Raw genomic sequence first — 16,984 nt, 5'->3', positions numbered from 1 at the left:
TCTTTTTTTTATCTAGGTTTAGTTGATGCCATAAAAGTAAAAGATAAATTATCTTGAACTGGAATCCACGCACCAATTCCTTGCTCTGTTACGTTTTTTACGTCTAATTTTGGCTTACCGCCCCGTAAGGTTAAATAGACTTCTCCGTATGTGACATCTCCTTTTTCATGTACAGCCGGTACATAGCCATACAAGTACCCTACTTGGTTTGCTGGTACGTTATATTGATTATTCTTTACCGTGCTTTGACCAATAACTGTATCAAACGCTAAAGGAAGGTTTGTTTTCTCCGCTGCAGAAATCATCATCATTTTTTCTACAGCTTCAGAATTCGGTATCTTTGCTGTTAAACCACCGGTTATTTTCTTTTGTTGTTCCTGATAATACGACATTGTTTTTGGCGCATTCCCGCCTCGATTATCAATATAGTTTGTATTCACTTTTTGATATTCCCAATTCACTTCTGTTCCTTTTGATTCATAAGCAAGTGGCCATTCACCTAAATAAATCGATGCTTTCATAGCAAATCCTAATTTGGCAAATTGGATGGATGATTCATTCATTATACGAATAAGGTCTGGGTTCTCAATTTCTTCATTTGTTGAATCCAACAGTTGCTGAGCCAATTCACTTGGTTGTAAATAAGGAAGATCTTGAGTCGGATTTTTATAAGTATTTTCTTTTGATATCGATAAGACAGACTGGGGAATCATGAACGTATTTTCTTCTTTTGGTGACTCTTCTGCAGCAAAAGTAAGATTTGATTGAATGAGCAGGAATAGCAAGGATGCGATCATTATCTTTTTCATCAAATTTTCTCCTTTTTTATTGATGTGCTTAGTGTGAAACAATTACCACAGTTTTATCCACATCGAAAAAGAGAATGTTTACCAAAAAAACAACAGCAGCGCTTGGCTGCTGTTGTTGCAATAAAACCACCTGCTCTAGGGTAGAGTCGATTTTTGTCTTTTGGAAACACCTTCCTTCATCATGTATGGTCTTACATGATAAAAAAGACATTTACATTGCTCAACGCAACCACCTCTTCTAGTTATAGAAAACGTGTGACAATCAACATGTAACTAGCACAACTGATTTTAAGGAAGAACTGTAGCATAGCTACCGTCCTTACGTATAGAATAACCCGTTGTTTTTATTCTATTCAAGTTCCCGTTGCTTTTTTAATGCTTTAATTTCGTCTGCTGCTTCCTTTGCTGCATGAATTGCTTCCTCAGAGGTTTCTCTAATATGGACAGCTTTTTCTGTAATTGCTCGAACATCATTAGCAACATCTTTCCAAAGAAGATTTACGCCTTCAATCGTCTCTTTTGCTTGAGCAACCATTTCTTCCCGATTATCACGTAAGAATGTATACGCCTCTTGTGCTTGCTTACAAGCAAGCTTTGATTCTATGCATACTCGCTCACGCCATTCTTTTTTAGACGCTACTGCAACAACAACCGCTGTTACAAGAATGAAACCCCATTTACGCTTTGCCATTATCTTCATCCTCCTAAGCACTAACTTGTTCTACTATCATTTTAAAACAATTTTCGACGCTTTTGCAAAGAAGAATGAAAAAACTGCCAGCGAAATTTCGCTGACAGGGTTAATTATATGTCTGCACCAGTGATTTATCCGTTTCTAATTGTTCAAAATTTGGATAGGATTTTTGCTTAAGTTCATTCATTTCCTTTGAAAGCGCATGTATCTTTGCCTCTAAACTTTCCATACGTTGACGATCTTTTTCTGTCATTAAGCTTCCCCTCCATTTTTTAACGTACCCATATTTTCTTTTATATATGCAGAATAGTTTACCAAATGTACACCCTACGTGTAAAGTGTATCTCTTAAAAATACACAAACTTTTTTTAGTGACTTTTTTCGACATAAATCTTCTTTATCGAAAATTTGTAACAAATTCCCCTTGCATATACAAATAGAGGTGATATACTGATGTTAGGAAATATTCAGAAAAAGGTGATGGATTTGCGCAGAAGACATTCTGTTCGTTATGAAGACTTAATGGCTAGAAATCGGGATGAATTATTGAAAGATGCAGACGCACTTTCAAAAATAGACGACAAGTTATACGAACGTGCTCTTAAAAAGAATCGAGCTTCAGTAGACAATACTTCTAACAAGTCACGTCGTTACTAAATACGAACTCTTTCTCGTTCTACTCACTCTTAGTAGTGAATGAACTTGAGAGAGTTTTTTTTGTATATTTTCTTTTCACCTGCACAAATTACCTCTTAAACAAAGTGAAAAGAGGATTCACATGGATAATGTCTTACTTTCAAGAATGCTATTCGGTACGTCAATGGCATTTCACATCATTTTCGCCACCCTAACCGTTGGTATATCACTCATGATTTTCTTTGGTGAACTAATGCGGGTTATTCGTAAAGATAACGACTATGCTGTTTTAGCAAAACGCTTGACAAAAGGCTTAGCGATTTTACTAGGAGTGGCTATCCCAACAGGAACGATTGTTGCGGTCATGCTCTCACTCCTCTGGCCTGGTTTTATGGAAATCGTTGGTCAGGTCATTGCACTACCATTCCAAATTGAAATTTTTGCGTTTTTCCTTGAATCCTTATTTTTAGCGATATATGTCTATGCCGCTGACCGGCTCACAACACCTATGCGCATAGTTAGCTCGTTTTTTATAGCCTTTGGCGCGGTTGCTTCAGCTGTTCTTATTACAAGCGCTCATGCCTGGATGAACACACCTGAAGGTTTCGACATCGTAGACGGAGCGATAACGAATGTTAGTCCGCTTTCTGCGGCATTATCCACCAGTTTTTGGGCGACGTCTTTACATGTTGTTAGCACCGCTTATATGACAGGTGCATTTGTGCTCGTCGCTGTTGCGGCTTATAAATTAATGAAACCCTCTATTACCCAAGCTGAGCGTCGCTACCATCATAAAGGAATGCTTCTAGCGCTCGTCTTCGGATTAGGAATGTCATTATGGACTGGTTTAACAGGTCATGACACTACAGTAATGCTCTATGAGGAAATTCCGATTAAACTCGCTGCTGCTGAAGGATTATTTGAAACGCAGTCAAATGCTCCATTAACCTTATTCGGGGTCCCAAGTCCTGAGGAAAATGAGGTAATCGGTGGAATTGAAATACCAGGACTATTAAGCTGGTTAGCTACTTACTCAACAGACGGCGTCATACAAGGTTTAAATGATTTTCCACAAGATGACTGGCCACCCCTTATCGTCCACACTTTATTTAATGTCATGGTCTTTATTGGTGGAGGGTTAATCGCCATATCTGCTGGTGGATTATTGTATTGGTTTATAAAACGGAAAACGGAGAACTTTGCGTTTCCGAGGTGGATTTTAGCTGCGTTTGTAGCCTCTGGACCACTTGCAATGATTGGGATTGAGACTGGCTGGATTTTCAGCTGTACTGGTAGGCAACCATGGACCATTTTCAACATTCAACGAACATCTGAAGCCGCTACCACTTCAGGAAACTTAGGGATCATTTTCTTCTTTTTCGCTGTACTCTACGCGGTTCTCTTAGTCATCACAAGTCTTGTTCTTTATTTCTATTTTAAACGTAATCCGCTTGCACAAGACATGAATGCAATTGGATCATAAGGAGGTTAGCGAATGGAATCCGTATACGTTGGTATTTTATTAATCTGGATCCTATTATTTATTTACGCAGTGGCAGGTTCAATTGATTTTGGAACCGGTTTTTGGGCAATGTATTATGAACGAAAAAATAATGTTCAAGCTTCGCGTATTGCCAATAACTTTTTGTCACCAGCGTGGAAAGTGACGAACGTGTTTCTTGTTTTACTCGTTGTCGCCTTCGTTGCTTTATTTCCTGGTGCTGCTCCTACACTAGGCACATTAATGATTGTGCCACTCTGTCTAGTGTTGCTACTCTTAACCATTCGAAGTGCTTTTATGGTTTACGCTTTCAGTACTGAAAAGTATTCAAGGATGCTTACACTTGTGTCCGGCGTTTGCGGACTCATTATTCCCGCTATCTTAATAAGCATTTTACCAGCTGCGATTGGTGGCTTCGTAACAGTTGCAGGGGACCAACAATACATTCTACTAGATGGCCTTCTACAGAGCCCTGCATTCTATACCCATATTGGCTTTGGCTTAATGACTGAGCTTTTTATTTCTTCTCTCTTTATGGCAGATTACGCTAAAGAGGCAGGGGATTTTGATACTGCTCGAACGTATCGAAGAAACGCCTTAATCCTCGGACCACTCACACTGGTTATTGCTATCGCAGCGATTTTCACGCTTATTCCAGAAGCGCCGTGGATGTTTGATAATTTTATGGACCTATGGGGATGGTATACAGCCTCTTTATTTGCATTCGCCATTGGTTATAGTGCTTTATGGTGGCCATCAAAAAACAAAGAATTGGGGCAGCCGCGGATGGCACTTTTGTTCACCGTCATTCAGTTTGGTCTTGCCAGTTTAGCTTATGGGATGGCGCACTTGCCTTATCTGTTATATCCAGACGTAACGATCTACAATTCTTTCACGAACGAAACCATGTTCCACTATTTATTAATTGGCTTCATTATCGGCCTCGCCATTTTAATACCTGTTTTTATATGGTTCTGGCGCTTGTTTTTTAAAGATAAGGCGTATTTACAAAGCGATGGTCACGACTATTAGACAATAAGAAAAGAAGCACTCTTTAGAGGAGGCTTCTTTTTATACTATCGTTCATCAATTACTGGATATTGACTACTATAGCTTATTTGAAAATCTGCTTCAGTTAGTTCTACATCTGAATCGAACATGGTCAGTCGAGAAACCGTTCCATTATAGCCTGCGAAAAATTCATTTTGTCGGATTTGAATGCCAGTTTCTGTATCGAACCACAGGTTAATTTCTGTGTCTCCCTTTTCTGTTTCAGCAAAGATATGGTACGCCTCATAGCCCTCTGTTTCAAAAATCCCTCTGTAATTCAGCTGATAGGGCGCAGTTTGATTGGTAAATTCATGAAGGTCTCGGATGGAGATTGTTGGAACGAATTCATCAGAAGCTGTTTGCAAAGTCACTTGATCTTCACCTTCAATATAAAGAGTCCTAGCTTCTGGCGTTTGGGCCTCATATATCGTAGATGCGTCATTCTCCTCTAATTCTACACCGGAATCCTCTCGATAAAAATAGTCTGGTCCGTTTTCGTTTTCCATATATTTAATGAGCGTAAACCCCTTCGCTTCCATCACCGATCCATCCTCTGCTACATCATGGTGCTGCCACTCAAGTGAATAAGATGAAAATTGGGTTTCAGCCTCAATCGCTCGATTAATGATGTCTACTGGATTTAAAACGTCTTCTTCATCAATGGCTTCGTCTTTTTCCTCTTCCTCCGATGGCTGGTCCTCTTCATCCTTTTCTTTCTCATCATCTGAAGAGTCATCAAGCTCATGATCCGTTTCGGTCTCTTCTTCTCCCACTTCAGTTTCAACTTGATCCTCTTGATGTTGACCGTTCTCTACTTGTTCATTGTCACCCTCATCAACCTGCTCTGTCTCTGTAGGTTCTCGATCTTCAGCACAAGCCGTGAGCATCATTGCACTGCATAAAAGGAAAAACGACGCTTTTTTCACCTTTATTGCCCCTTTCATTCTAAAAACAACAGAACTTCTCATTATTTATAATGTATGCGGTCATACATCACACATACGATATTCATTAAGCGCATACAAATTAGCACGGCAAAGGGAAAATAAGACACTTCCCTTATTTTATAACTAAGATACACTGAAACCTCTACCTTTGTCAGTGGTTATTTCACTTTTTTATTCTTTTACTAAATCTATCCCATCAATAACGATCGGGTTGATCATTTAGAGAATTCTACATTACAGTCAAACTTCCCTATTTGAATAGAGCTAAACATCATACTACCTTTTTTCAATCATCTATAAAAAAAAACGTACAGCTCGCATGGCTGTACGTTGGCGATTATTAAAATTTGCGAATATCCTCTAACACTACATCAATAGCCTCTTGCCAGAAGTCAGGTTTTGTTAAGTCTACATTCAAATGTTTCTCTGCTAATGCTTCAACACTCATACTGCCGCTATCTTGAAGCAAGGAGATATACGCACTTTCAAAGGATGTTTCAGACTTTAAAGCGCGCGCATAGATTCCCATACTAAACAAATATCCGAATGTATATGGGAAGTTATAAAATGGCTGCCCAGTAATGTGGAAGTGTAGTTTTGATGCCCAAAAATAAGGATCGTAAGAAGATAATTTATCACCATATGCCTCTTTTTGAGCATCTACCATTAGCTCATTCAAACGCTCTGTTGGTACCATACCGTTTTTACGCTCTTCATAGAACCGTGTCTCAAATAAGAACCGCGAATGAATATTCATAAAGAAAGCAAGAGATCGGGACAGTTTATTTTCTAGCAACATCTTTTTTACATCTGAGCTCTCGGCTTCGTCAACAAGAGCGTCTGCTACAATCATTTCTGCAAACGTTGAAGCTGTCTCGGCAATACTCATCGGATATTGCTTTTGTGATTGTACGTCATTGTCTTTTAAACACCAGCTGTGATAAGCATGTCCTAATTCATGGGCAAGGGTAGCAACATTCGACATCGATCCGTCATACGTCATGAAAATACGTGTTTCTTTATTCATTGGGAAGTTCGTACAAAAGCCTCCTGGACGCTTTCCAGAACGATTTTCTGCTTCTACCCAACCTTCACGCAGTGCCATTTCTGCGAACTCAGCCATTTTTGGACTAAACCGGTTAAAATGTTTAATAATTAAGTGACACGCTTCTTCATATGGAATGGTATTTTTTGACGCATCTTCGAGTGGAAGTGGCGCACCTACATCATGAATCGATAACTGATCCACACCGAGTAATGTTGCTTTTTTATCCATGTACGCATAGAATTCAGGTTTATTTTTTGTAATGGTCGCCCACATTGTATTTAAAGTGTCTTCCGTCATACCGTTAAGCTCTAGTGGTTCTTTTAAAACATTTTCCCACCCACGCTCTTCATAAAGCTTTAAGCGAAAGCCCGCTAAACGGTTTAACGTCTGCGTAAACAATGGTGCCTGCTCTTCCCAAGCATGTAAAGCAGCCTCTGATGCTCGTTCTCGAACTTGTCGGTCTGTACTTCCTAAGCGATTATGTAGTTGACCTGCTGACAACATCTTTGTTTCCCCATCTTCTTCAAACGGGATAACCATTCGTCCGACAGCTTCATTGTAAACGGAACCCCATGCATGGTAGCCATCTTTAGCCAGTTTTGTAGCTAATTCTTCTTTTTCTGTATTCATTTTATCTAAAGCGTGTGAACGTGTTTTCTTTAAAAGATAAGCAGACGGCTTCACTTGCTCATTTGTAAGCAGTTGATTGAATGCGTCATCTGACATACTTCGCAATTCTTCCTCTAAAAATAAATAAAGCTTTTGCGCTTTCACTTTTTGTTCTTGAACGTTTTCTGCTAGAAGCAATGCCTGTTTATCATTTACATCTTGAGCAGCTAAGCATGAAACAAATGCAGCCGTTTGCCAAAGTCTTGGGCTAATTGATTCTATAGCTTGGACTAATGCTTCCACCTCAACAGACGATTGATCTACCCATTGATCTAATTGCTTGTTTGTTTCGTTGAAGAATTCTGTGAATTCATTTGAATCGCTTCCGCCTTCAAAAATTGAATGTAGATCCCACGTAATTGGAAAGTGAACAGTTTCTTTCATCATATCCTCCTCAAAAAAACGGTTTTATTTCGTATTCCGTAATATCGTACCATTAATAGTTTAGATTTGCACGTTATAGTTAAAAGAACAAACTTGAAATCATAAACAAAACAGTTAAAGCACTTACGATTAGTAACACTTTCTCCTGCTTACAATACCTTGTCCACCAATTCAACATAATAAAAGCCCCCTCTGTTCTCACTTAATCGTATGAGAGCAGAGGCAGGCTTATGCTTATATCAATGCATGTAATTTCGGAAATACGTGAAGCGCAGTATCGTGAAAGAATGCCTCATGGTGCTTTTCTGGAATAATCCCACCTAACCATTCTGCGTATGGCTTAATGGGGACAAGCGGCCAATCGGTACCAAACATGTAACGATCATAAGCATCCCCATAAATAAGCGCATGTTTAAAATGATCAAAGTACGAATTATCTTTTCTCATATGCTGCGCTACTTTATCAGCTGTCCCCACGATTAGACCAGATAAGTCCGCATACACATTGCGGTTCTTATACATTACTTCTGCCGCCGTTAAACACCACGGATCTCCTAAATGAGCCATAACAAATGTAACATCTCGATGTTTTACAGCTACCTCATCAATCGTTAAAGGATGTGCATATTTTAATATCGCTCCTTCTGCATACGTATCACCAGTGTGAAATACAACTGGAACACGATGCTTCTTTGCAAGTTCATATACAGGCTGATACACCTCATCAAATGCGTAATATGGGTAATAGCCTAAATAAATTTTCACCCCAACAAATTCTCTTTCTTCTAGTAGAGCATCTAGCTTTTCAACTGATTCCTTTGAAAAACGAAAGGGGTTTATCCCGATACATATGCCCATTGTTTTAGGTCGATCAGGCAAGTTTAACCCCATTAAATCGGGAGCTGAATGATCGGGGAAAGCACCTGTAACACTTTCTTCCACACCCATACCTACTGTTGCAATAACATTCGCATCTTCACATTCTCGCTCAATCCCTTTATGGTCATAAGCCAGCATGCTTGCATCGACTGCTGTTCGTTGGAAGGTGTGAATTCTTGAAAAATGAACATGTGCATCAATGATTTTCAACGGTCGTTATTCCTCCTTAAATTGCAATGAACTTAACCATTCCCATCCTTCTGCTCGCGCTAAACCTTTTGCCCATACAAAACTATGTGGCTGCGAAACAGCGGGTCCATGCCAGTCAATGGTTTCTCTACTCATGTACGAAAATACATCTTTATTCTCATAAAATTCTGGTTTGCGCTGGTGCTTCGGTCTAGCTAAAAGAAGCGTCTCATCCGTCTCTTCACAATAGAGACGCGCTACTTTTTCTAATTGATTTCCAGCAAAAGTTTGTGTCCTTTCTCCTAATTGAAACGAAAGCTGATTCGAGTCGGTAGGGTAAAGGAATAATTGATCACGATTAAAAAAACATCCCATTAACCATTCTTGCTCATCGATTCGATCCTGTCTATCTTCCAGTTCTGTATAATGTGTCAGCAACATACAGCCTGGCAACGTAAGAAAATATTGGCTAATCGTGGCATTTTTCCAGATTGGATGATCTGAAAAGGTTATTGATATTCTAATCCCCGTCCACTCTTGATTCCAATTATCCACTCTCGTCACAAAGTTTGTCTGACGTTTATGTTCATATACCGTTCTCAATTGTAGATTAGCAGGTATAGTCATTAAGCCGCCACCCCATGGATTCCACCAACTTTTTGCTCCTGCTGTAGGGAAAGAGTGATGAAGCCACTCTCTTTTCGTCTTAATCGAATACAATGACGGATAAAATGAATTGGCAGCTTTAAATGTGAAAACACCATTATCAACAAGATGAACATCTACACCATTCTCCTGCACTATTTGTGTCGTGACAGTCTTCTCCCCAACATATAGCGCTTGCAAATAATGAGTAGATCGGATGGATTTACCTTGAACAGTAACGGCAAGTGTCGTTACTGGTTGGTCTGGTTGGTTTAACTTATGCTGAATGGTTTCTGTGCCCTTCATCGGCTCATACGGATAAGTAACAGATTTGTCATCAACGATTGTAATAATCCCATGATCTGGTTGATTGGGATTCGTTTGAAGTGCTACGTTTACCTCACCACCTCGATGGTAGAAACCATGCGCAGCAAACGCCACTTGTTTTAATGGTTTTACAACTGGCTTCGTATGCTTTCTAGCCATAAATTGATCAATGCTGTTATCTACATTTGAATAGAGAAGTAGTTTCTTAGAAGTGGATTCTTCCCCAACTTGAAGCGGATCTAATGTCCAACGAACGCATAAGTCGTCATCGATCTCTAAGCATTCTGCACCGTCTTTTCCCTCAACTCCTAGAGAACTACTAGCCCAGTTCATAAACACCCATGGATCACTAAGCTTGTCTAAAGGTAGATCTTGAATCCACACTTGATTTATTTGGGACACATGCACCACTTCCCCCTTAATAGGCAAATAGATCGAATCAGGTTGAAAGTAAAAAGGAATAATCAGTTGTTTTAAATCTAACACGTTTCTACTCTTATTTTTAAGAACATAGCTTGCTTCAATGATTCCATTTTTCTCCCACTCGTACACAATGGTTAATTGCGCATCTCCATTATGAATAGGATAGTTAATTGTTATGAGTACACCATTATCTGTCACTTCCGGCTTGAGTGAAGTCCAGCCTGTTTGAGCAAGTTCATTCGATACTGGTTCATTGAAGCTAGGATAAAGCATAGTCCAAGGTTCGTCCTGACCGAACTGTTTCATCGTGACAAAGTACGTTTCATAATCAAAGACGAGTTGACGTCTTCCATTCACAACAACAAGACTTCGCTCCTTTTCGAAAAACCCAATGGTATCGTCTGATTCTACAAGAAAAGGAACCTGCTCAGTATAGCGTAAAGATCCGTGTCCGTCCTTACTTTCACTCGCTAGCTCTATAATCAATGGTACGACACCAGCACGTTTTTGCTTACATGTGAGTATAAATGATTCTACACCAGTAGCAGCCAAAGAAACGTTCATTTCCCTTTGATTATTCCATTGAATAAGCGGATGATCCTTCACACGCACATTCACTTGTTGACTTGTCGATAGATGATTCTTTAGTTGAAAAACCACCTTACCTTGTTCTAACTGTGGTTTTGCTTGAAGTGCAAACGGTTTTTTTATTGAATATCCACACGCTAATGGACAAGCTATCCCATCCATAAATAGGGGCATACGTGCCATTGGGTATGTAACGCCATCTGAAATTGCTTCATCTTCCTTCCTAACCTCAGAAATAATAAAGGGAAAACGATAGGTTTTCTGTTCATTTTTTTCCAGTACATCATCAACTGCCATCTTCATGTGTAAACGGTTATCAACCGTTTCAGTTACGTGAATAGATAGAGGGCAATTCTTTTTATTATGAATTTTAAGAGTGGCTTCATATGGATGATTCGGGAACAATTGTTTATGAGGAAGCAAATACTCTACCATTGCCTCTGCGGTTTCAATCTTATAGACCTTTCGACTTGAATGCTCAATTCCAACTGAGACCTCATCATGCTCGAACTCAAAGCGATACGTAAAAACGGAAAATTCATTTTCTTTTTCCACATCCGGTTTTACCGTTAAATCCCGTTTTAATGCTTGATACCAGTTTGTTTCAGTAACCGATCTCTTAATAAATGGATGTTGCAAAACAAGAGGTATAAAGTTCATTAAATGTGTTGTCTCTTCACGCTCTTCCCAGAAAAAACCACATCGTTTGTACAATGGAACCGCTTTTGTGTTGCCTGGCCAAGTATGTAAATCAAGGCGGGGCCACCCTGCTTTATACGTTCGTTTAATGGCCTCAAGCACAAGCTGTTTTCCAATCCCTTTACCGATATGCTGCGGGTGAGCATTTAATAATGGAATGTATAGTGCATCTTTATCCGTTTTAAATTCAGCTAACCCGCAATAGCCTACAACCTTGTCTTCTTGAAGGGCTAACATGGTTGACAAATTCCCTGAGTTTCGCTCGTCTTTATCACGATCTTCTGCCAATTCAACTTTGTCGTCTCCACCAAAATTTTCACGACTCTCATTCCACATTTTTGCCGTCGCCTTTGCATATTTTTTCTCATAATCTACAATTTTCATAACCTTCCCCCTTTTTTCGTTTATCATAAAATAAATTATCCTTTGACGCAAAAAAGAACCGCCATTTATGGCTGGTTCTTTTTGGAATTAAAGATTTCTTTAGTGATCAGCATGTTGCACATAGCTAGAAATATCAAGATTCAATTGATCTGCCAATGCTTGACCCAGGGTTTCATCCGCTCGATAGAAATTACAAACTGCACGTAAAGCTGTTTCTTCTTTTACTTGTTCTAGATCACCAACAATATTTTTAATGAGGGCTTCTTGAACACTCTTTTCGTAATTACGGTAGATCTTTCCTGCTTGACCAAAATGGTTTTTCTTCTCAATCGCTATTCTACCTATTGTGCCGCTAATCGGTGCTCTATAGTCTTCGTATCCTTCCGCCTCAGCAGGTGTTTCCTGGTGACGGTTCGGCTCATAATTTATCCGATTTGTCTGCTGTCCAATTGGCATTGCACCATCACGCTGAAAGTTTGCTTTTTGAGCAAATGGGCAATTGACTGGTAAATTTAAATAGTTTGCACCTACACGGTAGCGTTGTGTATCAGAATAAGAAAAGATTCTCCCTTGAAGCATCTTATCTTCTGAAGGTTCGATTCCAGGTACAAGGTTTCCGGGATTGAAGCCGACTTGTTCCGTTTCTGCAAACACATTATCCGGATTACGATTTAATGTCATTGTACCAACGTGTTGATAAGGAATATCTTCTTCTAACCAGTCTTTCGTTGAATCCAGTGGATGGAAATCAAAGTGATCAAGGTCTGCCGGGTCAAGAATTTGAACATAAAGATCCCACTCTGGAAAATCACCTTTTTCAATTGCTTCATACAAATCTCTTGTTGCATGGTTAAAATCTTTCCCTTGAATTTCAGCTGCTTCTTCTCCTGATAAGTTGCGAATACCTTTTTTCGGAACCCAACGCAGCTTTACATAGACCATATTCCCATGTGCATTCACCCACTTAAACGCATGGACACTTGATCCCCGCATTTCTCGGTAGGAAGCTGGTATGCCTTCATCTGTAAACAAATGCATGAGCATATTCGTTGTTTCAGGTGACAAAGACATAAAGTCCCAGTAACGATCTGGATCTTGAATATTTGTACGTGGGTCGGGCTTTAATGAATGAATGACATCTGGAAATTTGATTGCGTCTCGAATGAAAAATACAGGTAAATTGTTGCCAACAAAATCATAATTGCCTTCCTCTGTATAAAACTTCACTGAAAAGCCACGAGGATCTCGCAATGTTTCTGGAGAAGTGCCGCCGTGAATAACTGTAGAAAAACGTACAAACAATGGCGTTTCTTTTCCATCCTCTGCAAGGAAAGCAGCTTTTGTATAACGTTTCATATTCGTCTTCACCTTAAAAACGCCGTAAGCGCCAACGCCTCTCGCATGGACAACTCGCTCAGGTATACGCTCTCTGTCAAAGTGAGCTAGCTTTTCTACTAAATGATAGTCTTCTAACATAGTCGGACCATGTTGTCCGGCTGTTCTTGAATTTTGATTGTCGTAGATCGGATGACCTTGATTGTCTGTTAAACGTGTCATATGTAGTGCCTCCTTCAGAAAACAGGTATCATTCTATTCCCTTGTTGCAATGATAAACTGTTCCCCTTCCAAGAAGCATTTAAACCTGATGCAAAAAGAATTCTTTTTTAATAATCATTATTACGTATTCTTTTCGCTTGAAAAGCGTTGAAACACGGACCCTGGACTTTCTTTATATATGGCTTCGCCAGCCAGTTCATTTACGATTCGTACATTTCTCTCTACTGATAACCCTAAATTGGTTGCGCTTGTCCCTAACGCATGCTCTAGATTTGTTAACGAAAAGACGTTGTTCTTCCTTCCATCAAGAAATCGTAAAGCTGCGTTTCGAGTCATAGCAAATTCCTTCTCTGATTCCATTTCCACCTCTTTCAGCATCTCTTGAAACCATTGAGGCAGTCTAGGTTTGTAGCCGGTAGCGAATACAACCTTTTCTGTATCATGTTTAAACGAATGATCTTCTTGCCATTGTTTAGCAAAAAGTGTGTATCCTTTCGTACCACTCTTTTCTACACGACTTACTTCCGTTGTTGCTTGAACAAGTGCTGGCGCATGATTTGTTTCAATACTACGGTGATACAACTTGTCATAAATTTTGTGAAGGGTTTTTTGTTGGACACCATTTCGCAAGTTCCCTAGCATCGGAAGGGCTTTTTTTCTTGTATCATACGATAGGCTATGAAAGTAATCCACATAGCTAGGCGAAAAGAGTTCCTGACCAATTTTTGAGTCTTCAAGCTGAAAGAATCCTGGTGAGCGAGTAAACCACGTTAATTCATAGTCATAATCAATTTGGTCATCAAGCAGCTTATAAAAAATTTCAGCCGCACTTTGTCCAGAGCCAATCACTGTAATGGATTTCGCTTGTTTTATCTTTTCTTCATGAAACCCATAAGAACTAGAATGGATGAGGTCATCATTCAACCCTTCTTCCAATTCAACTGGCACCATTGGCTCACTACCAGTACCAACAACAAGATGTTTGCTATAGTAGTGCTCTGTTTGATGATTCGCTTTTACCGTCACTTCGTAGCATTCATCCTCTTTTACATAGCGAACATCTACTACCTTCTTCCCAAAATGACAGTTCGTTAATTGCTCTGAAACCCAGCGGCAGTAAGCATTGTATTCTTTTCTTGGTACGTCGAACCGGTTAAAAAAGAAAAATGACATTAAGCGGTCATGAACATGAGCATAATTTAAAAACGTATACTTACTTGTGGGGTTTGCAAATGAAACTAAATCGGCTAAAAATGGGACCTGTAAATCGGTCCCATCTAATAACATTCCAGGATGCCATTGAAACACATTTGTTTCATCAAAAAATGCGCTTTTTACGTTTGTCTTTTCCTCGAGTAAAGCAGCAAGCCCTAAATTAAATGGACCAATTCCTATTCCAATGACATCAATTTTCTCTTTCATATACACGCTCCTATTTGAAAACACTTCGAATAATTTTGTTCATAACTTTACCGCTTTTATAGCGTAACGGCATATCAAAAGCGGTTGTTTGTTTTAGCATGCCCTTTTGGTGAGAAAAAGTACGGAAACTCTCATATCCGTGGTATGCCCCAATGCCACTTGGACCCTTCCCACCAAAAGGTAAGTAAGGATTCGCTACATGCATAATCGTATCATTGATACAGCCGCCCCCAAACGAGAGTTGTTCGGTGTACAGTTTTTGCGTTTGCTCCTCTTCCGAAAACACATATAGAGCAAGAGGATTTGGTAATGATCGCACTCTTACCAATACTTCTGTTGCTGATTTAAATGGAAAGACAGGTAAGATGGGTCCAAATATCTCATCTTGCATTATAGGGGCGTCCCAATCAACATCTGTTAATAGAGTTGGTGCTATTAAACGGTCTTCCTTTGAGCTCTGTCCCCCTAATACAATTTCCCCATCATTTAAAAAGGCTGCTAATCGATCAAAATGTTTATCATTAACAATTTGCGTGAACGTCCCTTCTTTTGTTCGTTGAGAAAACAAATTGTACGTATGCTTTTTAAGCTTTTTTAGAAAGTCTTCGTAGACTGATTCGTGAACCATTACATAATCAGGCGCAATACATGTTTGTCCTGCATTCGTAAATTTCCCCCATGCAATACGCTTTGCCGCCAAGTCAAGCTTCGCATCTTCTGCAACAATCACCGGGCTTTTCCCACCTAATTCAAGGGTATGAGGTGTTAAATGTTCGGCAGCATGTTTCATAACAATTTTTCCTACGGCCACACTACCTGTAAAAAAGATGTAGTCAAATCCCTGTTTTAAAAGGGCTTCCGATGTCTTCGCATCGCCCTCCACGACAGCAACAATCTCTTGTGCGAAAGTTGCACGCACAGCGGCAGCAATGGCACTTGACGTATGAGGTGTCAATTCGGAAGGTTTAATAACTGCACTGTTTCCAGCTGCTAGCGCTCCTACTAAAGGAGAAAATGTTAATTGAATTGGATAATTCCAAGGCGCTATAATTAATACACTTCCATAAGGTTCATTTACCAAATAGCTTTTAGAACCAGTATGCGTAACAGGTGTTTTTACATTTACTGGCTCCATCCATTCTTCTAATGATTCCAGCGCATGCGTAATTTCAGCGTGCACCGTACCAAGCTCCATCATAAATGCTTCAGCTTCTTGCTTGTTTAAATCTTTATTAACTGCCCTAAGAAATTCTTGTTCATGTTGATGTAGCATTTGTTTTAATTTTTCTAGCTGCTGCTTTCTAGCGTGAAAAGATTTCATGGCACCTGAAAAAACAAATTCTTGCTGAACACCTTTTAATGTTGCATACATAAACGTCACATCCCCTTTTATGTGTTCTTTTAACATATTCCCTTTACCCAAAATGAAAAACGTTTACTTTTAGCTTTTCCGACCATAATCAGCTTTAATTTCACCATTTCGTTCTGTATCCCATTTTAATACTTGATGATGGTTTGGATTTTCCTTTAGCCATTTCTCAGCTCGATCAATGAGGGACCAAATCTCTTCAGTTTTTTCATCTCGTGGTAATGTTGAATTTGCTTTTTTCTTCTTCACCCAACTAATGGCGGTTTTAGAATCAGAATAAATCGGTTTTGACAGTTGTTTCTGTTTTAAATAAGCAAGCCCATGTACAATTGCTAAAAATTCACCCATATTATTCGTTCCGAGCTGAATTGGCTCTTTCTCAAATAAAACCTCGCCTGTTTTTGTATCCACACCTTTATATTCTACTCTTCCTGGATTCCCGTGGCTTCCGACGTCTACGCTAATACTATCCCAAATAACATCGTTCCCACTACCTTGCTCAGCTCGCTGCAACGATTTTTTGGCTGTTTTTTTTACACCTTGACCTGGTTTCCCTAAAAAAGCTTGTTCCGCCTCGTTCTTTGTTGGAAATGACTTGTATCGTGCTCCTTTAAAGCCTTTCACTTGCCTTTCACACTCTGACCACGTTTCATATATACCGGGCTTTTTGCCTGCCCATACAACATAATATTTTTGCTTTGCCACTTTTTCTTCGCCTCACTTTGGTCAACTACGTCTACTAGGACATTCCTAAACCAGTTCTA

The 16,984-nt window shown here is 39.5% G+C and carries 14 protein-coding genes; 3 read left to right on the top strand and 11 right to left on the bottom strand.

The genetic code is table 11. The features are described from left to right. Positions 1-8 precede the first annotated feature (8 nt). The 3 genes from E2L03_RS11845 to E2L03_RS20445 form a co-directional block, all read right to left on the bottom strand. Positions 9-809 carry a YfkD famly protein gene (locus E2L03_RS11845; protein ID WP_038478307.1) on the bottom strand — a complete coding sequence of 267 codons (801 nt, stop codon included), beginning with the start codon at positions 807-809 and terminating at the stop codon, positions 9-11. Positions 810-1,158: 349 nt separating this feature from the next. Beyond that, a complete protein-coding gene (locus tag E2L03_RS11840) occupies positions 1,159-1,500 on the bottom strand; it encodes a hypothetical protein (RefSeq protein ID WP_134259268.1) in 342 nt (113 codons plus the stop codon). A gap of 109 nt (positions 1,501-1,609) precedes the next feature. Next, positions 1,610-1,756: a hypothetical protein gene (locus E2L03_RS20445; RefSeq protein WP_158318503.1), complete on the bottom strand. Its 147-nt coding sequence runs from the start codon at positions 1,754-1,756 to the stop codon at positions 1,610-1,612. A gap of 200 nt (positions 1,757-1,956) precedes the next feature. On the opposite strand from E2L03_RS20445, the gene E2L03_RS11835 reads away from it, so the two are divergent. From E2L03_RS11835 to E2L03_RS11825, 3 genes are all read left to right on the top strand, one after another. Then, complete coding sequence (locus E2L03_RS11835; protein WP_038478302.1) at positions 1,957-2,160, top strand: FbpB family small basic protein; 204 nt, start codon at positions 1,957-1,959, stop codon at positions 2,158-2,160. Between the two features lie 121 nt (positions 2,161-2,281). Further along, positions 2,282-3,622 carry a cytochrome ubiquinol oxidase subunit I gene (locus E2L03_RS11830; protein ID WP_134259267.1) on the top strand — a complete coding sequence of 447 codons (1,341 nt, stop codon included), beginning with the start codon at positions 2,282-2,284 and terminating at the stop codon, positions 3,620-3,622. A gap of 12 nt (positions 3,623-3,634) precedes the next feature. Continuing rightward, positions 3,635-4,672, top strand: a complete 1,038-nt coding sequence (locus tag E2L03_RS11825; RefSeq protein WP_134259266.1) for a cytochrome d ubiquinol oxidase subunit II — start codon at positions 3,635-3,637, stop codon at positions 4,670-4,672. 44 nt (positions 4,673-4,716) lie between these two features. On the opposite strand, the gene E2L03_RS11820 is transcribed toward E2L03_RS11825, so the two are convergent. The 8 genes from E2L03_RS11820 to rnhA form a co-directional block, all read right to left on the bottom strand. Further along, a complete protein-coding gene (locus E2L03_RS11820; RefSeq protein ID WP_134259265.1) occupies positions 4,717-5,616 on the bottom strand; it encodes a hypothetical protein in 900 nt (299 codons plus the stop codon). A 361-nt stretch (positions 5,617-5,977) separates the two neighbouring features. After that, positions 5,978-7,738 carry a M3 family oligoendopeptidase gene (locus tag E2L03_RS11815; protein WP_038478296.1) on the bottom strand — a complete coding sequence of 587 codons (1,761 nt, stop codon included), beginning with the start codon at positions 7,736-7,738 and terminating at the stop codon, positions 5,978-5,980. Positions 7,739-7,972: 234 nt separating this feature from the next. After that, positions 7,973-8,827, bottom strand: a complete 855-nt coding sequence (locus tag E2L03_RS11810) for an amidohydrolase family protein (protein ID WP_055735136.1) — start codon at positions 8,825-8,827, stop codon at positions 7,973-7,975. 6 nt (positions 8,828-8,833) lie between these two features. After that, positions 8,834-11,872 carry a GNAT family N-acetyltransferase gene (locus E2L03_RS11805; RefSeq protein WP_166740291.1) on the bottom strand — a complete coding sequence of 1,013 codons (3,039 nt, stop codon included), beginning with the start codon at positions 11,870-11,872 and terminating at the stop codon, positions 8,834-8,836. 99 nt (positions 11,873-11,971) lie between these two features. Continuing rightward, the gene (locus tag E2L03_RS11800) at positions 11,972-13,429 is read right to left on the bottom strand and encodes a catalase (RefSeq protein WP_038478288.1); all 1,458 of its coding nucleotides are present in this window, start codon (positions 13,427-13,429) and stop codon (positions 11,972-11,974) included. A gap of 120 nt (positions 13,430-13,549) precedes the next feature. Continuing rightward, positions 13,550-14,851, bottom strand: coding sequence for a lysine N(6)-hydroxylase/L-ornithine N(5)-oxygenase family protein (locus E2L03_RS11795; protein ID WP_134259263.1), 1,302 nt, complete (start codon positions 14,849-14,851; stop codon positions 13,550-13,552). Positions 14,852-14,861: 10 nt separating this feature from the next. After that, positions 14,862-16,259 (bottom strand): aldehyde dehydrogenase, encoded by a 1,398-nt coding sequence (locus E2L03_RS11790; RefSeq protein WP_241741791.1) that lies wholly within the window; start codon positions 16,257-16,259, stop codon positions 14,862-14,864. A 33-nt stretch (positions 16,260-16,292) separates the two neighbouring features. After that, positions 16,293-16,925 (bottom strand): ribonuclease H, encoded by a 633-nt coding sequence (rnhA, locus tag E2L03_RS11785; RefSeq protein WP_038478282.1) that lies wholly within the window; start codon positions 16,923-16,925, stop codon positions 16,293-16,295. Between the last annotated feature and the right edge of the window lie 59 nt (positions 16,926-16,984).

The organism is Shouchella oshimensis, assembly GCF_004375095.1.
GTDB classification, from domain to species: Bacteria; Bacillota; Bacilli; order Bacillales; family Bacillaceae_D; genus Shouchella; species Shouchella oshimensis.
This window is presented reverse-complemented; position numbering and strand designations above follow the sequence as displayed.